We start from the raw sequence: 18,027 nt of genomic DNA, 5'->3' as shown, positions 1-18,027 counted from the left end.
TGGGGTCGCTCGGCTGCCCCCGGCGATGGCCCGGGGTCACCCCGTCCGGCACCCGAAGGGGCGTGCGGAAGCGGGGAGTTGATGCCCTACGCGGTCGTCGGGACGGGACGGCCGGGGGCCCGGGGCCTGGTACGGCCCCGTGCGTCGGGATCTCGCTGCGGCAGGAACGCCGTGCGTTGCTCGCGGTCGCGGATGGCCGTACGGACCCGGGTGGGCGGTACGGCGGGGGCGCAGCGGGCCGCGACGGCGGCCGAGGCGGCGAACGCGGTGGAGGCCGCGGCGGTGGCGGCGAGGGCGACGGCGGCGGAGAGGCTGCCGGTGTCGAGGAGCAGCACCGGGAGGAGGCCGACGAGCAGGAGGAGCAGCGGGGAGGCGGGGCGCGGCGACCGGGTCGCGCGTCGGATCATTGCCTGCCCCTTCCTGGTGCCGTGTCGGGTGCCGTCGTCCGGGTCCTGGTGTGTTCCGGGCCCTCCAGCCGTTATACACGATCCGTTTCGACGGGCAGAAGCAGCCGCCGGGGACCGAGCAGTGCCCGGCTCACCGGATCGTCCGGGTCCGGATCGAGCCCGGGTCCCGGCAGCACCTCGACGTCGTGCGGCGCTACGGCGGTACGGCAGGCGGGGCACTCGCCGTACGAGCCCAGTTCCGTCCCGCAGGCGGCGTGCCGGAACACGCGCATCGGCAGGACGCCCTCGATGTGTTCACGGCCCCAGTGACCGAGGGAGCGCAGGACGGGCCAGAGGGCGATGCCGCGCTCGGTCAGCACGTACTCGTCGCGCGGGGGCGACTCCTGGTAGCGCCGCTTCTCCAGGACTCCGGCCTCCTCCAGGCCGCGGAGGCGGGTGGCGAGGACGGCGCGCGGGATGCCGAGGTGGACGAGGAAGTCGTTGTAGCGGCGCACGCCGTAGAACGCGTCGCGTACGACGAGCAGGGTCCAGCGCTCGCCGACGATCTCCAGCGCCCGCGCGATCGAGCACTGCTGGGTCGCGTAGTCCTTGCCGAGGGCCATGGCCTCACCCTAACAAGCCGAAGGTTCAGTGAATGAACTCACCATGTTACCGTCGGACCGCCACTGAGTTCATTCACCGAACCTTGAAGGGTGTCGCCTCGCCATGTCCTCCACGCCCGTGGCCGCGGGTCCTGCCGCCACACCCACCCCCGCCGCCACACCACCCGCCTCAGCCGCCCCCACGGACACCTCAGCCACCTCAGCCGCCGTCCCGGCCCCCTCCGCGACTCCCGGCGCCACCCGCCCCGGCAGGTCCTCCCCCACGGCCTCCCCTACGGCCTCCCCCGCCGCCACCCTCGCCGTCGCCAGCGCGGCCACGACCGTCGCGCTGATGAACTACACCGTCCCGATGCTCACCCTCCCCGACCTGGCCGCCACCTTCTCCACGGCGACCTCGGCCCAGGCATGGCTCCTGAACGGCGCCCCGCTCGGCCTCGCCGCCCTCCTCCTCGTCGCGGGCAGCCTCGCCGACGACTACGGCCGCCGCCGCCTCTTCCTCGCGGGCACCCTCGGCCTCGCCCTCACCACCGCGCTCGGCGCGCTGGCCGGCTCCACCCTCACGTTCACCCTCGCCCGCGTCGCCCAGGGCGCCTCCAGCGCCGCGATCATCGCCAGCAGCCTCGGCCTGCTCGTCCACGCCTTCCCGCCCGGCCCCGGCCGGATCAGAGCCACGGGCGTCTGGGGCGCGTTCGTGAGCGCAGGCATCGCCACCGGGCCGCTGCTCGCCGGCTGGCTGGGCACGTACAGCTGGCGGCTGCCGTACGTCGTACTCGCCGCCGCGGCGCTCGCCGTGACCGTCCTCGCCCTCCGTACGCTCGCCGAGTCCCGCTCCGCGCGCGGCGGCCGGCCCGACCTCCTGGGCGCCGTCGTACTCGGCCTGGCCATGACCGCGCTGCTGAGCGCGCTGACCCTGGGCCGCGACGGATGGCTCCGGACGCCCGTCGTCCTGCTGCTGGTGGCCGCCGCCGTACTGACCGGGATCTTCGCCGCCGTCGAGCGACGCGGCGCGACCCCGCTGATCGATCCGCGCCTGCTGGGCCGGCGGCCGTTCCAGGCGGCCACCTCGGGGGCCCTGTTCTCGGGGCTCGCGGTCATCGGGTTCTTCAGCTACCTGCCCGCGCTGCTCCAGCGCACCCTCGGCATATCCCCGCTGGGCGCGGCGGGACTCTTCGTGACCTGGTCGGGCACCGCGTTCCTGGTCGCCCTCCAGACCCGCCGCCTCGCGGGCCGGGTGACCGCCCGCCACCAGCTCGCACTGGGCTTCGTCCTGCACGCGGCCGGCGCCCTCGCCATGCTGGGCGCGGCGGCCTCGGGCTCCGCGCTGCGGCTGGTACCGGGGCTCGTCGTCGCGGGCGTGGGCGGCGGTCTGCTCAACGCCGCGCTGCCCCGCCTCTCGGTCGAGTCCGTCCCCCAGGAACGCGCCGCGATGGGCTCGGGCGCCAACAACACCGCCCGCTACATCGGCTCCGCCGCGGGCGTCGCGCTGATGATCGCCGTGGCCACCTCGGCGAGCACCCCCGAGCGCGGCACGGACCTCGCGATCCTGGTGTCCACCGGCCTGACACTGCTGGGCGCCGCCCTCGTCCTGGCGCTGCGGGACGGCCCGCGGGCGCGGGGCTGACGGCACGCGTACGTACGGCGGGCGGCCGCCGTACGTACGTGACCGAACACCCTCCGCTCCGACGGGCGTACAGCAGTACGGTGAGGACCATGCGCCCCGACATCCCTGCCGATCACACCTCTGAAGCCGAGCGCCTGCTGCGCACAGCTGCCCAGTACCCCGAGGACCGCGAGCCCCTGCTGCTCCAGGCCGCGGCCCACCTGGAACTGGCCGGCGCCCGCGACCGCGCCACCGGCCTCTACGACGACCTCCTCGCCGGCGCCCCGGACCACCCCCACCTGGTGAAGGCGCTGAAGGCGGCGAACCTGTGGGAGTACGGCCACGAGGCCGAGGCCCGCGCGATCATCGAGGGCCTGCGGATCGCCGAACCGCTGGAGCCGGCGCCGTGGGAGATCGTGGCGGAGACTCTGGAGGCCCACGACGAACTCGAAGCGGCCCACGACTCCTACACCACGGCCCTCAACGTGCTCCTGACGCCCGGCGAGGAAGTCCCGTACTCCGCCCAGTCCCTGCTCCTCGGCCGCCACCGCCTGCGCCGCCTGCTGGGCCTGGAGCACGACGACTGGGACGCCCTCGGCGACCAGGTGAACAAGACGCCCGTCCCCCTCGACGAACTCCACGACCCCAAACGCGTCTGGGCCCTCGGCTCCGACAACCCGGCGGAACTCCAGGCCGAGATCGCCCGCCTGCGCGCCGAGCTGGGCTCGTACCGCTCGGCCCTCTCCCGCCCGTTCCCGGTCGCGGTCCTGCACTGGCCGGCCACGGAACTGACCGAACTCCTCACGGCGTACCCCGAGTTGCACACCGAGTACCCGTCCCGCGAGGCCCACCTCGCCCAACTGGAGTCCTCCCTCCGCGAACTGGCGGCCACCGGCACCCCGAACCTGGGCATCGTGACGGGCACGGTCCCCTCCTACGAGGCCTTCGCCGCCTCCGAGTCGGCCTCCCCCTCGGACCCGAACCTGCTCCCCCAGTACGCCACCACCCTCGCGGCCCGCGGCCGGGCGACCCCCTGGCCCCCGTCCCGCAACGCCACGTGCTGGTGCGGGTCAGGTAATGCGTACAGGGAGTGCCACGGGGCGGGTTAGGGACAACGGACAGTTCTGCGTCATGAACACAGCGAAGCCCTCATCCGCCGCTGTCTCGGCCCGGATGAGCCGACAGGCGCGCCGCGACACCAAGCCCGAGGTGGCTGTTCGTAAGCTGCTCCACGCCTCGGGTCACCGCTACCGGGTCAACGCTCGCGTTCCCGACATGCCTCGACGGTCCGTGGACATCATGTTCACCAGGGCCAAGGTCGCAGTCTTCCTCGACGGCTGCTTCTGGCACGGCTGTCCCGTGCACGCGACTCAGCCGAAAGCGAATGCCGAGTGGTGGCGCGAGAAGCTCGACAAGAACATCGCCAGGGACAAGGAGACTTCGGGGCATCTGGAGGCGGCGGGCTGGACGGTCCTGCGGTTCTGGGAGCACGAGAGACCGGAAGAGATCGCGTCGCAGGTCGCGGCGAACCTGGCCCACATCAAGTCCGAGAGAGCCCGACGAACCGAGGACGGAAACCCGTGAAGAAGCTGCGTTCCCTGGATCTGTGCTCCGGAGGGGGAGGGCTGACGCTGGGGCTCGAACAGGCCGGGTTCGAGCCGGTGTTGCTGCTCGACAAGAATCCCGTCGCGTGCGAGACGCTACGACTGAACAGGCCCTCTTGGCAGGTCCTGGAGACGGATCTCTTGGACTTCGACCCGGTGGATCACCAGCACTGCTACGACGTCGACCTACTCTCGGCCGGTCTGCCCCGGGTGAAGTCGGCGGCGACTCGCGGCCGGACCACCGACGACGACGAGGTACGTCTCCTGGAAGCCACCATCTACCTCGTCCACGCCGTCCAGCCGAGGGCGCTCCTCATCGAGAACGTTCCCGGGCTTGCGGGGGCGCCGGAATTCGCGGCGTTCCGCGACTTCGCCCACAAGGAGCTCGTCCATCTCGGCTACACCTTCAGTTGGTTCGTACTCAACGCCGCCGACTTCGGAGTCCCTCAGGACCGTAAGCAGGGTGTACTGGTCGCGATGAAGAGGAAGGGTTCGCGAGCCTACCAACCGCCTGTGGCCACGGTGTCCGAGCATGTCAACGTGGGCCGTGCCCTCCGCGCCTCCATGTCCGCACGCGGTTGGACCGGCACCGATGACTGGGCCGCGTCTGCCGACAAGGTGGCCCCGACCCTGGTAGGAGGCTCGGACAATCGCGGGGGTGCCGATCTGGGCCTGACCGGCACCAAACGTGCCTGGGCCCGGATGGGCATCAACGGCGGCGCCCTCAGCGACGAGGTCCCGGGCCCCGACGGGATCCAGGAATCGGACACGTCCGGCTCTCCGCTCAAGAAGCTGACAGTGGCGCAGACCGCCATCCTGCAGTCCTTCCCGTCGGACTGGCGGTTCGCAGGCGGCAAGACCGCCAGGTACCGGCAGATCGGTCATGCCTCACCGCCACCCGTGGGACACGCTCTGGGGCTGTCCATCGCCGAGGCCCTGATCTGAGGGACAGCCCGCCGCGCCGTGGGTGATTCCGTGCCGGGCCACCCGTGCGGCGTCGGCAGCGGCGCCGCACGGGTATCCTGTGCGACGGCGATCTTCGCGGATCGGTCATGAAACGCGACGCCTGTACAGCCACTTCGACAGCCTGGAGATCATGTGCGTCCGGTCGAGATCGTGGACCTGTTCGCCGGGCCCGGCGGGCTGGACGTAGCCGCGAGAGATCTGGGGCTACCGGTCAGCGGTATCGAATGGGATGACGACGCGTGTGCCACGCGGAAGGCTGCCGGCCTCGTCACCCAGCCCGGTGACGTACGAGAATTCGGCCCCTCGGACTTTCCCAACGCCACGGTGCTCGCGGGCGGACCGCCCTGTCAGACCTTCACCGTGGCCGGCACCGGTGCCGGACGCAAGGCGCTGGAGACCGTCCTCGAATATGTCGAACGAATGGGCCGAGGTGACGACGTCACCAAGGATCTGCAAAGGCTGGACGACGAGCGCACAGGCTTGGTGCTGGAACCTCTCCGGTGGGTGCTCGAAGCAGAGAAGACAGGCTCTCCCTATGACGTGATCGTTCTGGAGCAGGTCCAGTCGGTTCTTCCGGTGTGGGGTGCAGTCGCAAAAGTGCTCAAGAAGTTCCACTACTCGACAGAATTCGGCGTGCTGCGCACGGAAGAGTACGGGGTCCCGCAAACACGTCGCCGCGCCATTCTCATCGCACGCCGGAAAGGCGAAGGCCCCGACGCCACGCTCCCGCAGACGACCCATCAGCCCTACCGCAAGGGCGTGGGTCCCGATGTCGGCAGTTCGAAACATAAGCCCTGGATCAGCATGGGCGAAGCCCTGGGCAGGGACGACAAGTTCGTCGTCATCTCCAACTACGGAACCGGCGGAGATCCCAAACTCCGCGGCCGACGGCGCTCCGACGAGCCTGCTGCCACCGTCACCGGGAAAATCTTCCGCAACCGTGTGCAGACGATGGACGGCAAGGAACTCGACCGTTTCAGCCCGGCCGAGGCCGGACTCCTGCAGACGTTCCCCGCCGACTATCCGTGGAGCGGCCAGGACGTGGCGCAGCAGATCGGCAACGCCATCCCGCCGCTCCTTGCCCGGCACGTCCTCACAGAGGCGCTCGGCCTCGGGGAGCCGTCCTACTCCGAGGCCGAGGCCGGCATGTTCGACTTCGCCGTCTCCCGCTAAGCCGGCTACCGCCGACCGGTCGACGGGCTCACACTTCGGACGCCACGGTTCTCCCCCGTACCGGCGCGTCCTGGAAGAGGTCCCGGAACTGTTCGGCCAGAAGGTGCACGGCCTCTTCCGGTACGGGGATGTCTCCGGGCCCCTGAGGTAGGGACCGGCGCGCCACCGGCGGAGCCGAGTCGGCGCTCATGACCCATTCGTGCAGCGCCTCGCCGTCCCCCTCGTCGTCCGCCGCGAGTACGTCGTACAGCAGAGTGCTCGCTGCTGCGTTCGCAACGGTGGCGAGAGCGTTCACCTCACGGCCCGTACTCGCCACCTCCTGCTCCACGAGTCTTATCAACGCCTGTGCGGTCGGCCTGTGGTCGATGACGTCCAATCGCAACACCGTGTTGAGGACGTCCTGATTCCCGCAGGCCACCACCGCCGGACCGTAGTCGGCACCGTTTCTGAACAGTTCGGCTGCCCACCACAGGCGGGAAAAGGCTTGCGTGTGATGCGCACCGCGGAATCGACTCGCCGAGACCATCGGGGGCAGACCGTCCTTGCCCTTCGCCGGGAGGTGCCGCCACACGAGGTAGTCCGGGGCGACAGCCAGCGCCAGGTGGTTCCACAGACCCTCGTCGGCAGCCTCCCTACGAGTGAGCCGAAGCGTCGCGTGCAGGCGGGGAGCGAGCCACGCGTCGGCCTTGGTACGCGTGTCGTCCTTGTAGAGGTGCATCACGTCGTCGATCAGATCCCGCACCGGCTCGACCCGGAAACGAAAATCTGCATCCGGCAACGCCAACACCTGACGGCTCAGGTCGATGTACGGCGGATCCTCCCGACCCGCCCGCACTCCCGTACTGATGTACCTGGCGGCATTGATGTCCGGGAGCAGGGCCAGGCGGTCCGGGAGAGGTTCGGGCTTGTCGGTCATGCCTTGCTCGCCTTCTGGGACGCGTCGAGTGCCCGAATGGTGGTGCCGAGGTTTCTTGCCACTTTCGCCCGCCGCCCCGCCGCATAACTGATGCGGGGCAGAAGTTCGTTCCAACCGGACGACTCTTTGCGGCGGGCATATATCTCACCCAACGCATCGACGTCGGACATCCCCGGGAGGACGTCACGGAGCATTCCTCGAAGCACCGTGTCGCGCCATCCGCCGGGCCACTCGGGTTTTCCCTCGGCATCCAGTTCGAGGTCGCTGACGGCGGCATGGAACACCGCTGTCCATACGTCGATGGCGATCTGTGTCGCGAGCATGTCTCTGACAGCCCTTTCAAGCGAGCCACCACCGGAGTTGAGCAGTTCCGCGACGCCCTCGAATCCCGTGTTGAGATGAACGGTCGGAAGTTCCCCGGAGGTCTCCACCAGCCAGGGGGCATCCTTGAATGGGCGAAGCCACTCTTGCGGCCCGTCCACGAAGTCGACCTCGTTGATACGCAATTCACGTCGACGGACCGGCGATCGTGCGGTGAAGTCGACCACCCAGTTCGCCTCGGATCCGCCGATCACCCGTCCTGGCACACCGTCCGTCGTCGCGACGACGGACACCGACAAATCGGCACGGCTGAGATGGGCCGCCCGCCACAGTCCGAGCCTCCCTTTCCACTCCGTCCCGTCCCCCTGCCGTCGAAGCACCGCCGTTGTACGCGTGTTGGTAGCCTTCTCGGTCAACACGGCGACGGCAGCGACGTCCTGCCATGGCCCCTCGTCCAACTCCTTGGCGGGCAGGAACGCGGTGAGGCCGATCCGGCAGTAGGTCCAGTCGGACCGCTCCACCTGGTGGAGAGCGACGACACGCTCGTCTCCGGAGAACACCGACGTGGAAAGTCTGTGCTGGTCCTGTTTCACGGCCGTCACCTGGAGCGATACCTCTCCGGCCAAGGTCGGGTAGGGGAAGACCTTCATTCGGAGGCACCCTTCGACTTCTGGAGATCGACGACCAAGCCTGCGAGGACCGCGCGCACCGGGTGGGTGGAGACATCTGTGGTGGCGGTGAACGATGCCGTACGCGCGCCGGCCTTGAAGTGCAGTGCGTCGTCGACAACTCGGCAGTTGTCGCCGGCGACGACGCTCGACCACGCAACGGACGGCCGCCCGCCCGACCTGACCTCGAATCGGGCGACCGGGCTCATGACCCATGGGTCCTTTCGGACGGGCAATTTGACCTCCGCCTCGATCTGCCACGCTCCCGCGTCGTCCACGAAGGCGTCCAGGTCGAGGATGACCGGGAAGCCGCCGCCTTTCGTGCCGGCCGACGGCGCGCCTTCCAGCCCCAACAGCTCCCGAAGCGCTTTTGGACCCTCCTGACTCCGCTCCTCGCGACGACCGACGATCGCCCGAACCGCTTTGTTGGCAGCCGTGGTGAACTCGGAGATCCGCCAGTGAGCCGTGGGCGAGTAACTTGCGCGCAATTCTTCCGTCTGAGCCCATTTGTTGTGCTCGGGTGGCTCGGAAGCGCGAAGGAATGCCTCGGCCCTGTCGGCCTCCGCCGCGTCCTGTCCGGCTGCATGGCCTGCCAGTAGTACCGCTTGGAACGGGCCGGCCCCCAGGGGAAGATCCGAGACCCGTACGGACCGGACCTTCATTCGGCTGCCCCGCATGGTGACAATGTGGTTGGGCTTGCCATCTCTGTCCTCCGCAGCGGTCACCAGGAGCACCGCTTCGTGCACGACAGCCTTGCCACGTCCACGTATCGCCGGAACCTTCAAGGGAACCCGCGCCATGGCCACCTCTCCGACCTCTGTGAGTCGGTCGACGGTCTGTCCGTCGAAGAACGCCTTCAGTGCCCGGGTGAGTGCGGGGCGCGCGATTCGTGGATCGACACGTTGTTCCTTCATCACCACGGCGCCGTTTCGCAGGCTCCGAACCGATGCTTCGAGCAGGGGCGCGGTGGTGGAGCCGGACGTCATGGCCGCCCAGAAGTTGTCGGCGAGCGCCAGCACCAACTTCCTGTGCATCGTCTGGACGGACTCCTCCTCGTCGGCCTCTTCCCCTGCCGGGTCGTTCGGTCCGCTCGCCACGTCGTGCGCCCCGACGATGAGAAAGGACGTACCGGGCTCCTCGCTCTCGCGTGTCAGGTGAAGGCGCTCCACGGTCTCCTCGTCGGCCCACCATGAACGCGCCACGTTCTTCCGGGCTCCCGGATCTGTGTCGGGTTCGCCGAACCAGGCAGGACCCGCATAGGTCTCCCCGTCCACCATCCGCCAGGGCAGTTCGAGGCGCCCGATCAGTCGGCGCTGCGAACGACCCTCGTGAGGTTCGGACAAGGTGGAGTTGATGAGGACGAGTCCCAGCCGGCTGGTGGCCCACAAGGTGGCCTTGCCGAGACCGTACGAACCGCCCGCGCCGTCGTCCGACTTGTGACTGTCGAGTTGCCGTCGGACGACCGCCGCGAACCGGCCGTCCTCGTAGTCGTCCCCGGTGAGACCCGAGGCGTTGTAGTCGTCGACCCGGAGAAGTACGAGCCGGTCCCGCTCGTTCATGTCGCGCAGGCCCTCGGCGATGACCCTGCCCACCTTCTGGTCCTGGGCAGCCGCAGCTTCGTAGTGAGGACGCAGGTAGGACCAGCCGATCGCGTCCCGGAAGCGGGCCAGCGGCTCACCGCTGAGTTCGTGCAGGGTGTACCGAACCCGCACGGGGCAGGCGCGGTCCAGGCGTTCGTCGAGACTGTTCTGGGTCGCCTCCCGCGCCAGGACATCGACGTCGGCCTCGAAGGCGAAGGCCGCGGGATTGCCGAACTCACGTCCTCCGTCGGCATGCGACGGTCGGTGGTACCAGGAGACGGGACGAACGCTCACGGTGTCCGTCGTGCGTGTGTGAACCGTGCCGGCGTCGGTACCGAGGGCCTCCGCGATACGGCGCATCATGTCCTCGCGCGGCACAGCCCTCCCGGTGATCCAGGCGGAGACGGCCGCGCGAGTGAGACCCACTCGCTGCCCAAGTTCAGCCTGGCTCATGCCCAACCGTCGTAGCTGTCGCGCCAGCCAGGGACCGAAGTCCTCTCCGCCGTCCACGTCACACCACTCCTCGCCTCAGTTCGGCACATCGTTGCGAGCCTCATCCTAGCCGATATTTGACAACCATCATGAGTGACAATGTTGATTGACGCAGCCCACTCGACCCCCGGTTCCTTTCTCGTTCCAGATTTTCCATACGACGCCATCAACCCATATAAAGGAAATGGGAGCAATGGACACTTTGCCCGATATGCCCCATTCGAATTTCGATGCCGAGTCCATCTATCTCCCCCGAACGAGGTATGTCTGATCGGGAGTTGACGAATGAGAGATTCCCACATAACGTGCTGCCACGGCCAAATTACCGGCAGCCGAGGAACCCTCGGAATGTGGCCCTCCATTTGTCGTGCCCAACAACGGAAAACTCCTCTTCACCCACAAGGTGGAGAGCGAATTATCCGTGCTCGAAACAATATTCGCGTGCTTCGTGGAAGCAACCGGGTTCATCATTCTCCGAAGCAGTGCACGTCGTAATGTACTTCTCTCCTCAGGTGCATTCCTCCGCCCTACTTGCATGCCCATCAATTCGTCCGACCGACGACAGAGAAAACGGGGGCCTTCCATGCCGGAAGACTTTAGGTACATCGATCTCCATGACTCCATCGAAGGGCCCGAACTGCGTCTCGAATTCTTGATGTCGATGGGCATGACGCCTGCCGATCTCAAGAGCGCTCGTCGCAGGCGTGAGGCATCCCGTCGTCGCACGGCCGCGAAGAGGGGCGCAGAGCGGAGCGAGTCCCCGGTGACCGCCGAATCCCGCCGCGCGCGTAGTTCGCGGCGGCGTCGTCCCACGTCGACGCCCACGGCAACGACAGGACCGCGCGACAGGAACACTCCTCGTCGCCGCGTTCGGCGGTCCCCGTCCCGCCGGAAGTTCATCATTCTCATCATTGAGCTGTGACAAGCTGATACACCGTCAGATCTGACGTCCATCGTCTCCCCGGGGCCGGCCGAACGTGGTCGGCCCCTGCCTTCCTCGCGTCCGGCGATCGGCCCCAGAAATGGATCTCACTGTGAACCAAGCCTCTGCGACGAGCACTTCGGCTGCTTCTCCCGTCATCCAGAAGATCCTCGAGCAGTCGGCACGCGTGCTGGAGACCTACCGTGTCGATCCCGGTCTCATCCTGGAGCATGCCAACGGGGAGCGGCGAATCACCCAAGGGGGCTACGGGGATCGTCAGTTGTTCGAGCTGGTCCAGAACGCCGCCGACGAGATCGCCTCCGCGCCGGGCGGAAGGATTCACGTAGTTCTCACCGATGATCGCCTCTACTGTGCGAACGAGGGAACCGAGGTCACCCCGGAGGGTGCCGAGACCATTCTCCGCATGAGCGTGTCAAAAAAGCGCGGCGGTCAGATAGGCCGGTTCGGCGTGGGGGTGAAGTCGATTCTGGCTGTCACGAACACGCCACAGTTCTTCAGCACTTCGGGCTCCTTCGGCTTCGACCGGGACTGGTCCTACGACCAGATCAGGAGGGCACGTGGGACCGAGACGGACGAACAGTTCGAGGCGCCGGTCCTTCGGATGGCCCGCCCGCTCGACGCCGCCGAGGAACGTCTGGCGGACCCCGTGCTCGACCAACTGCTGGGCTGGGCGACGACCGTGGTGCGGCTTCCGCTGCTGCCCGGCGCGGCGGAACGGCTCGGACGCGACATGCACCGGAGCAAGGCGAAGGACGACGAGGACCGCAAGGAGTTCCCCGCCGGGTTCCAACTCTTCTCGCATCACGTGGGAGTTGTCGTTCTCGAGGACCGTCGTCCGATGCCCCACGCCCGTCGTGAGATCACCGTCGAACATGACGAGTACCGACACACGATCAACGAGACCCGGACGGGAAGCTCCGTCGTCACGACCGACTGGAAGGTGTTCACGCACGCGCACCGCCCCACCGACATCGCCCGACGCAGTGCCGGCGAGATGCACGACCGCGGCACGATCGACATCGCCTGGGCGGTTCCGGAGTACACGGGCGACACGGTCCTCACGACGCAGCGAGGTCGGGGCGAGTTCTGGGCCTTCTTCCCGACCAAGTACCCCATGAGCCTGAGCGGGGCCCTCAACGGTGCCTGGAAGACGAACGAGGACCGCCAGAACCTCCTGGACGCGAGCCCTTTCAACCAGGAGATCATCCGGGTCGCCGCGCGACTCGTCGTCGATTCCCTCCCCCACCTCGCACCCCGACAGGACCCCGCGGCCTACCTGCCTCTCTTGCCGGGTCGCGTCAGGGAGTCGTTGAACTGGGCGGACAGGTACCTGACCGAGCAAATCTGGAAGTTGGCAGGACAACGCCCTTCACTCCCTGATCAGGACGGCGTCCTGCAATGTCCCAGGGACTTGAAACTCCACCCGAGCATGGGCACCAAGGGGAGTCTCAAGCTGCGATGGCTCCAGATGTGGAACGCCCATCGGGGACGTCCCACCAACTGGATCCACCCCTCCACCCAGGAGGACGGACTCCGCATCGGCAAGGTCGAGCACATCCTCGACGAGACGAAGCAACAACGTGCCACCGTACGAGAGTGGTTGGAAGCACTGGTGTCCGACGGCACTGTCGAGGGCTCCGCCGTGGCGATCCGCATTCTCGCCGAAATGATTCGCGAGTTCTCACCGTTCGCGGCAGAGGCCCGTCAGGCCCACATCGTCCTCACCGAAGAACACGGCCTGGTGCCTCCCGTGGCCGGCAAGGTCTTCCGTAGAACGGTCCAGGACGGTCTCAAGGACGACCTGGTGTACGTGGACGGCCGGCTCTCGGCGGACCCGTCTCTGACAGCTGACCTCAACGAGATCGGCATCCGCGAGGCCGACGCCCGTGGTCGCTTCGTCGGCGTTCTCGATCAGGGCTTCGACAACTACGGCCCACAGGACTGGACACGTTTCTGGGAGCTGTTCCACAGTGCCGGCGGCAGCCACGTCTCCATGGAGGTGAAGACCCGCGTCGGCGCGCCCATGAGCACGCTCTTCGTCCGCACCGTGGACGGTCGCTACCACCGGATGAGCGACTGCCTGCTGCCGGGTCCCGTCGTCCCCGGCGACGGAACCCGGGACGGGTCCGTCACGGTGGACATGGGGTTCCACTCCGACGACATGTCCGTCTTCCGCGAGTTCGGCCTCCGCGACCGACCCGTCGGCGGGCAGCGGCCCGAGGGCACCGAGTGGTTCGACGAGTATCGCGTGTCGGTCCACGAGGACTACTGCAGGACCTTGGACAGCAGCGCGAGCCGGCCCGCCCTCAGTCGGATCAAGCTTGAGGGCGCAGCTCCTGGCGGGCCTCTGCACCTGCTCTCCAGGCTGTCCGACGAGGGCAAGGCAGCCTTCGTCAAGGCTCTGCCCGACGAGAGCGTCATCGACTCGTGGACGATGCAGATCGGTGTCCAGGCGTCGACCCGACGACGGGTCATCTCCCCACTCCGCTGGATGCTCCACGGTCACGGCATGCTCCCGACATCGCAAGGAGTCGTCCGGATGGGCGATGCCGTCGGGCCACAACTCCACGCGTACAGCGATGTCCTGCCCGTGGCCGACATCAGTGCGGAAAAGGCCCGGAAGCTGCATCTGCCCGGCGTGGTCGCCGACGTTCCCCCCGGCCAATGGGCCCAACTCCTGCAGGAACTGGCAAGCAGCGAGGACGACGCCTTCGTCGGACGCACCTACGTGATGCTCACGCGTCTCGAAGTGCCCTTCCCCGACACGCTCACACGCTGCCGTATCGGCTCCGAATGGGGTGCCCGCGAGGACGGAGAGATCGCGGTGGCCGCCGGTGAGGACGAATATCGGGCCCTCCGCGCCGAGCAGATTCCGGCCCTGCTCACCGGAGGCTCGGCGGACGCCGATCTCCTGATCCGCACCTGGGGGATGCTGCGTCACTCCGACGTCATCACCAAGGAGACTCGGCACGTGGGGGTGGGTGAGCCGATTCCGCTGCGGGACGAGTACCCCACCCTTCGCCAGCGGCTCGGGAGTTCCGTCAACAATCTCAGCCTCCTCCGGTGTTCCGAGTTGGAGGAGGTGACCCGCACGCCGCAAGGAACCCGTGCGGCACCGCTGACCGGCGCCCTCCACGGCTCCACCGTGCTCGTACTCGAATCCAGTTCCCGACTCGACGCACTGATCACCGCCGACCGCGAACTTCGCTGGGGCCTGGAGGAGTCGGGCTGTCGCGCCGTGCTGGACGCCCAGGAACGCCAGGAGGCCGACCAGCAGGTGCAGAGCGCCCTCCGTAAGGTCCGGGAGGCGGACAGCGTCGAGGAGAAGTTGGAACTTCTGATCGGTGCGACGGCGCTCCGGGCCGGTCTGCCACCCGGTCTGCTGGAGAGCGAGCGGGCGGCACTCGGCGACGAGGAGCCCTCCCCCCGGCGTATCGCGCGGATGGCGTACAACGCCCACGGGGACGGTGTCCTTCACAACCACGCCAAGGATCTCGTCGCGGCGTACCCGAGTCACGCGCCCTCCTCCTTCAGCGGCGCCTCCCCGGCGGTGAAGTTCGTGTCGGAGTTCGGTTTCCCCGACTCCTTCGCGGGTGCCCGGACACCGTCCCTGGAGCCGAGGATCGACGTCGCAGGACCGACGGCCTTCCCACGCCTGCACGACTACCAGGAGCGTCTGGCCACCAACGTGTTCGCGATGCTGGACCGGCTGACCCCGCAGCGCGGGATGCTGTCGCTTCCCACCGGTGCGGGAAAGACGCGAGTGACGGCCGAGGCCGTCATCAGGTGGGTCAAGCAGTCGGGGCAGTTGGCGGGTCCCATCCTGTGGATCGCCCAGACCGAGGAGCTGTGCGAACAGGCTGTTCAGAGCTGGAAGTTCGTCTGGTCCAAGGTGGGGGCCGACAGCCCGCTCACCATCAGCCGTCTCTGGTCGTCGAACGAGGCCGGTCCGGTGACGGACCGCCCGCACCTCGTCGTGGCCACGGACGCGAAGCTCCACAAGTGTCTGGGAACCCCCGGTTACGCATGGCTGCGGTCGGCCGGCCTCGTCGTCGTGGACGAGGCGCATGGGGCGATCACGAAGCGGTACACGGAGATCCTCGCGGAACTCGGCCTCACCGCGCGTGAGACCGAACGGCACCTGCTCGGGTTGACCGCCACGCCGTTCCGTAACACCAACGACGAGGAGACCCGCCGTCTGGTCCAGCGATTCGGCGCCCGGCGTCTTGACGAGGGAATCTTCCCTTCGGGTGCTCCCTACGCGGAGCTGCAGGAGTTGGGCATGCTCGCCCGGGTCGAGCACCGAGAACTTCTTGGTGGAACAATCGAGTTGACGCACGACGAGAAGCAGCGGGCCGACCAACTCAGTTTGCTGTCCAAGGCCGCCGAACAGCGACTTGCCGATGACCAGGACCGTAACGACCGCATCCTCGAGGAGATTCGAAGCATGCCGTCCGACTGGCCGGTCCTTGTCTTCGCCACGTCCGTCGACCACGCGAAGTTCCTGGCCGCGAAGCTCAAGGATCTCGACATCTCAGCCGCTGCGGTGGACTCCGCCACACCGACCGGTGAACGTCGACAGCGGATCGACCTCTTCCGGCGAGGGGGGATCCGTGTGCTCACCAACTACGGTGTTCTCACGCAGGGTTTCGACGCCCCCGCCACCCGTGCTGTTGTGGTGGCTCGCCCCACGTACAGCCCGAACGTCTACCAGCAGATGATCGGTCGCGGCCTGCGCGGGCCCCGCAACGGAGGCAAGGAGTCCTGCCTGATCCTGAACGTCCGGGACAACATCACGAACTACGGGAAGGCCCTGGCGTTCACCGGGTTCGAGCACCTGTGGGGAGCCAAGTGAGCGCCGTTTACCTCGAGAGTCCGCAACTGACGTCCGAGCAGCGGACGGTGGTCGAACAGCCATGGGACACGAGGTTGTTGGTCACCGCCGGTGCGGGTGCCGGCAAGACCCACACCCTCGTCCGTCGACTCGACGCGCTGATGAGTGACGAGGAGGAGGCGCTGGAGGCCCGGGAGATCCTTGTGTTGAGTTTCTCCCGAGCTGCGGTCAGGGAGTTGCGGGAGCGGATCGCGCTGCACGGGCGCGAGGCCCGTCGGGTCAGGGTGCAGACGTTCGACTCATGGGCGTACTCGCTGTTGCGGAACATGTATCCCGACCGCGAATGGAGCACGCTGGGCTTCGACGAGCGCATCCAGGAGGCCACCGAGGCGATCATGCGGGGTGCCGTCGAGGCCGGTGAACTCGGTGCGCCTGCGCACGTCGTCATCGACGAGGTACAGGATCTGGTGGGCGATCGCCGGGACATGGTCGAGACCCTGCTCGACCGCTTCCAGGACGGCTGCGGCTTCACGGTGGTGGGCGACGGGGCACAGGCCATCTTCGGTTTCCAGGTGGCGGACGACGACGCCCGCGCGGCGGAGACGAACTATTTCTTCGACTGGCTCAGGGCGTCGTACCCGGACGATCTGGTCGAGCTCCATCTGTCCGCCAACTTCCGGGCTCGTACGGACGAGGCGCGTACCGCGCTCCCCCTCGGCCCGACCCTCCGTCGGCTGCCCTCCGAGACAGAGGAATCCGACGCCGCCGGTGAACTTCTCCACCGCGAGCTCTCCGACCTGTTGCGCCGCTGCCCCGACTTCGGTCCGCTGGACAGCGACTTCACCCTGGCCTCGCTGCGGGAGTTCCCCGGTACGTGCGCGATCCTCTGCCGGGACAACCGGCAGGCGCTCGTCCTTTCGGACACGCTGCACGCGCGAGGGATCCGGTCCCGGTTGCAGCGGTCCTTCCGTGACCGCCCCGTCCCTGCCTGGGTCGCGTCCGTTCTGCGTGCCACCGGGTCCACGACCATGGTGGAGGAGCGCTTCCTGGACCTTCTCGCCGCCGGTCCTGCTCCTGACGATCAGGACCCGGGCCGACTCTGGCGTTCACTGCGTGGCGCGGCGCGCGGGCCCCGCGGTCTGATGGACGTCACGGGGGTGCGTCGGCTGATCGTCGAAGGGCGGTTCCCGGACGACCTCGTCACGACCGAACCCGTCGGGCTGGTGGTGTCCACGGTTCACCGTGCGAAGGGGCTCGAGTTCGATCGCGTCATCGTGGTGGAGCCGCCGAACACGACGGACCTGCGAAGGCAACACACGTACATCGACCCTGCCGCCGAAGCCAGGGCGCTCTACGTCGCGATGACCCGTCCGAGGGACGACCTGTTCCGTATCGCGGCCCCCAACACGGCAATGGTCCGAAGGGAGAAATTCAGCGACCGTTGGTACCTGGGCGGCGGGCAGTCGTACTTCCGTAACGGGCTGTCTGCGTCCGGACAGGACGTCTCCCGGGAACACCCTCCGGGTATGGACGGGTTCGAGGCGGATCCCTCGGAGATCCAGACCTACCTGACGTCCATGGTTCGGCCCGGCGACGAACTGGTGCTCCGTGCCCAGCACGAGATGCCGTTGGCAGTCGATGAGAGCCCTCCGTACACAGTTTTCCACCACGACAGGCCGATCGCGGTGGTGTCGCAGAAATTCCGTCGGGACCTTCATGCGTCCTTGAAGATCAACAGAACCTGGAGCATCAACTGGCCGGTGGAGATCACGGGCTACCGGGTGGACTGTCTGGAAAGCGTGGCCGGTAGTACCGCCTCCGCCGCGCGTGCCGGACTCGGCGACCACGGAGTGTGGGTGGTACCGCGTATGTCCGGGCTCGGTCGGTATCGACGAACCCGGACGGAACTCTGAAGAGGGAC

Annotated in this window: 12 protein-coding genes; 7 read left to right on the top strand and 5 right to left on the bottom strand. The window is 67.8% G+C overall.

Annotated elements, in window-relative coordinates:
* Nucleotides 1-86: 86 nt before the first annotated feature.
* Both OG875_RS20435 and OG875_RS20430 read right to left on the bottom strand, forming a co-directional pair.
* Entirely contained in the window at nucleotides 87-407 is a 321-nt protein-coding gene (locus tag OG875_RS20435) for a DUF6412 domain-containing protein (protein ID WP_330175659.1), read from the bottom strand.
* Between the two features lie 71 nt (nucleotides 408-478).
* Nucleotides 479-1,009, bottom strand: a complete 531-nt coding sequence (locus tag OG875_RS20430) for a winged helix-turn-helix transcriptional regulator (RefSeq protein ID WP_330175658.1) — start codon at nucleotides 1,007-1,009, stop codon at nucleotides 479-481.
* Between the two features lie 103 nt (nucleotides 1,010-1,112).
* Here OG875_RS20430 and OG875_RS20425 point away from each other — a divergent pair, with 103 nt between their 5' ends.
* The 5 genes from OG875_RS20425 (at nucleotide 1,113) to OG875_RS20405 (ending at nucleotide 6,352) form a co-directional block, all read left to right on the top strand.
* On the top strand, nucleotides 1,113-2,630 hold the full coding sequence (locus OG875_RS20425; RefSeq protein ID WP_330175657.1) for an MFS transporter: 1,518 nt from the start codon (nucleotides 1,113-1,115) through the stop codon (nucleotides 2,628-2,630).
* Nucleotides 2,631-2,719: 89 nt separating this feature from the next.
* On the top strand, nucleotides 2,720-3,718 hold the full coding sequence (locus OG875_RS20420; RefSeq protein WP_330175656.1) for an SEC-C domain-containing protein: 999 nt from the start codon (nucleotides 2,720-2,722) through the stop codon (nucleotides 3,716-3,718).
* A gap of 22 nt (nucleotides 3,719-3,740) precedes the next feature.
* Entirely contained in the window at nucleotides 3,741-4,193 is a 453-nt protein-coding gene (locus tag OG875_RS20415) for a very short patch repair endonuclease (RefSeq protein WP_330175655.1), read from the top strand.
* On the top strand, nucleotides 4,190-5,158 hold the full coding sequence (locus OG875_RS20410; protein WP_330175654.1) for a DNA cytosine methyltransferase: 969 nt from the start codon (nucleotides 4,190-4,192) through the stop codon (nucleotides 5,156-5,158). Before OG875_RS20415 ends, OG875_RS20410 begins: the two co-directional genes overlap by 4 nt.
* Before the next feature lie 171 nt (nucleotides 5,159-5,329).
* The gene (locus OG875_RS20405) at nucleotides 5,330-6,352 is read left to right on the top strand and encodes a DNA cytosine methyltransferase (protein WP_330175653.1); all 1,023 of its coding nucleotides are present in this window, start codon (nucleotides 5,330-5,332) and stop codon (nucleotides 6,350-6,352) included.
* A 28-nt stretch (nucleotides 6,353-6,380) separates the two neighbouring features.
* Here the strand turns inward: OG875_RS20405 and OG875_RS20400 are convergent, their stop codons facing one another.
* Genes OG875_RS20400 through OG875_RS20390 form a run of 3 tightly spaced genes read right to left on the bottom strand, consistent with a single transcriptional unit; the run spans nucleotide 6,381 to nucleotide 10,347 of the window.
* Nucleotides 6,381-7,268 (bottom strand): DUF6339 family protein, encoded by an 888-nt coding sequence (locus tag OG875_RS20400; protein WP_330175652.1) that lies wholly within the window; start codon nucleotides 7,266-7,268, stop codon nucleotides 6,381-6,383.
* On the bottom strand, nucleotides 7,265-8,239 hold the full coding sequence (locus OG875_RS20395) for a hypothetical protein (protein ID WP_330175651.1): 975 nt from the start codon (nucleotides 8,237-8,239) through the stop codon (nucleotides 7,265-7,267). The genes OG875_RS20400 and OG875_RS20395 overlap by 4 nt, the downstream gene beginning before the upstream one ends.
* Complete coding sequence (locus OG875_RS20390) at nucleotides 8,236-10,347, bottom strand: helix-turn-helix transcriptional regulator (protein ID WP_330175650.1); 2,112 nt, start codon at nucleotides 10,345-10,347, stop codon at nucleotides 8,236-8,238. Before OG875_RS20390 ends, OG875_RS20395 begins: the two co-directional genes overlap by 4 nt.
* Before the next feature lie 1,004 nt (nucleotides 10,348-11,351).
* On the opposite strand from OG875_RS20390, the gene OG875_RS20385 reads away from it, so the two are divergent.
* Nucleotides 11,352-16,127, top strand: coding sequence for a DEAD/DEAH box helicase (locus OG875_RS20385; RefSeq protein ID WP_443079154.1), 4,776 nt, complete (start codon nucleotides 11,352-11,354; stop codon nucleotides 16,125-16,127).
* Complete coding sequence (locus OG875_RS20380) at nucleotides 16,124-18,019, top strand: UvrD-helicase domain-containing protein (RefSeq protein WP_330175648.1); 1,896 nt, start codon at nucleotides 16,124-16,126, stop codon at nucleotides 18,017-18,019. Before OG875_RS20385 ends, OG875_RS20380 begins: the two co-directional genes overlap by 4 nt.
* Nucleotides 18,020-18,027 lie beyond the last annotated feature (8 nt).

Origin of the sequence: Streptomyces sp. NBC_01498 (assembly GCF_036327775.1) — a bacterium.
In the GTDB taxonomy this organism is placed as follows: domain Bacteria; phylum Actinomycetota; class Actinomycetes; order Streptomycetales; family Streptomycetaceae; genus Streptomyces.
Note: the sequence above shows the minus strand (reverse complement) of the source record. Positions and strands in the feature narration are given on the sequence as shown.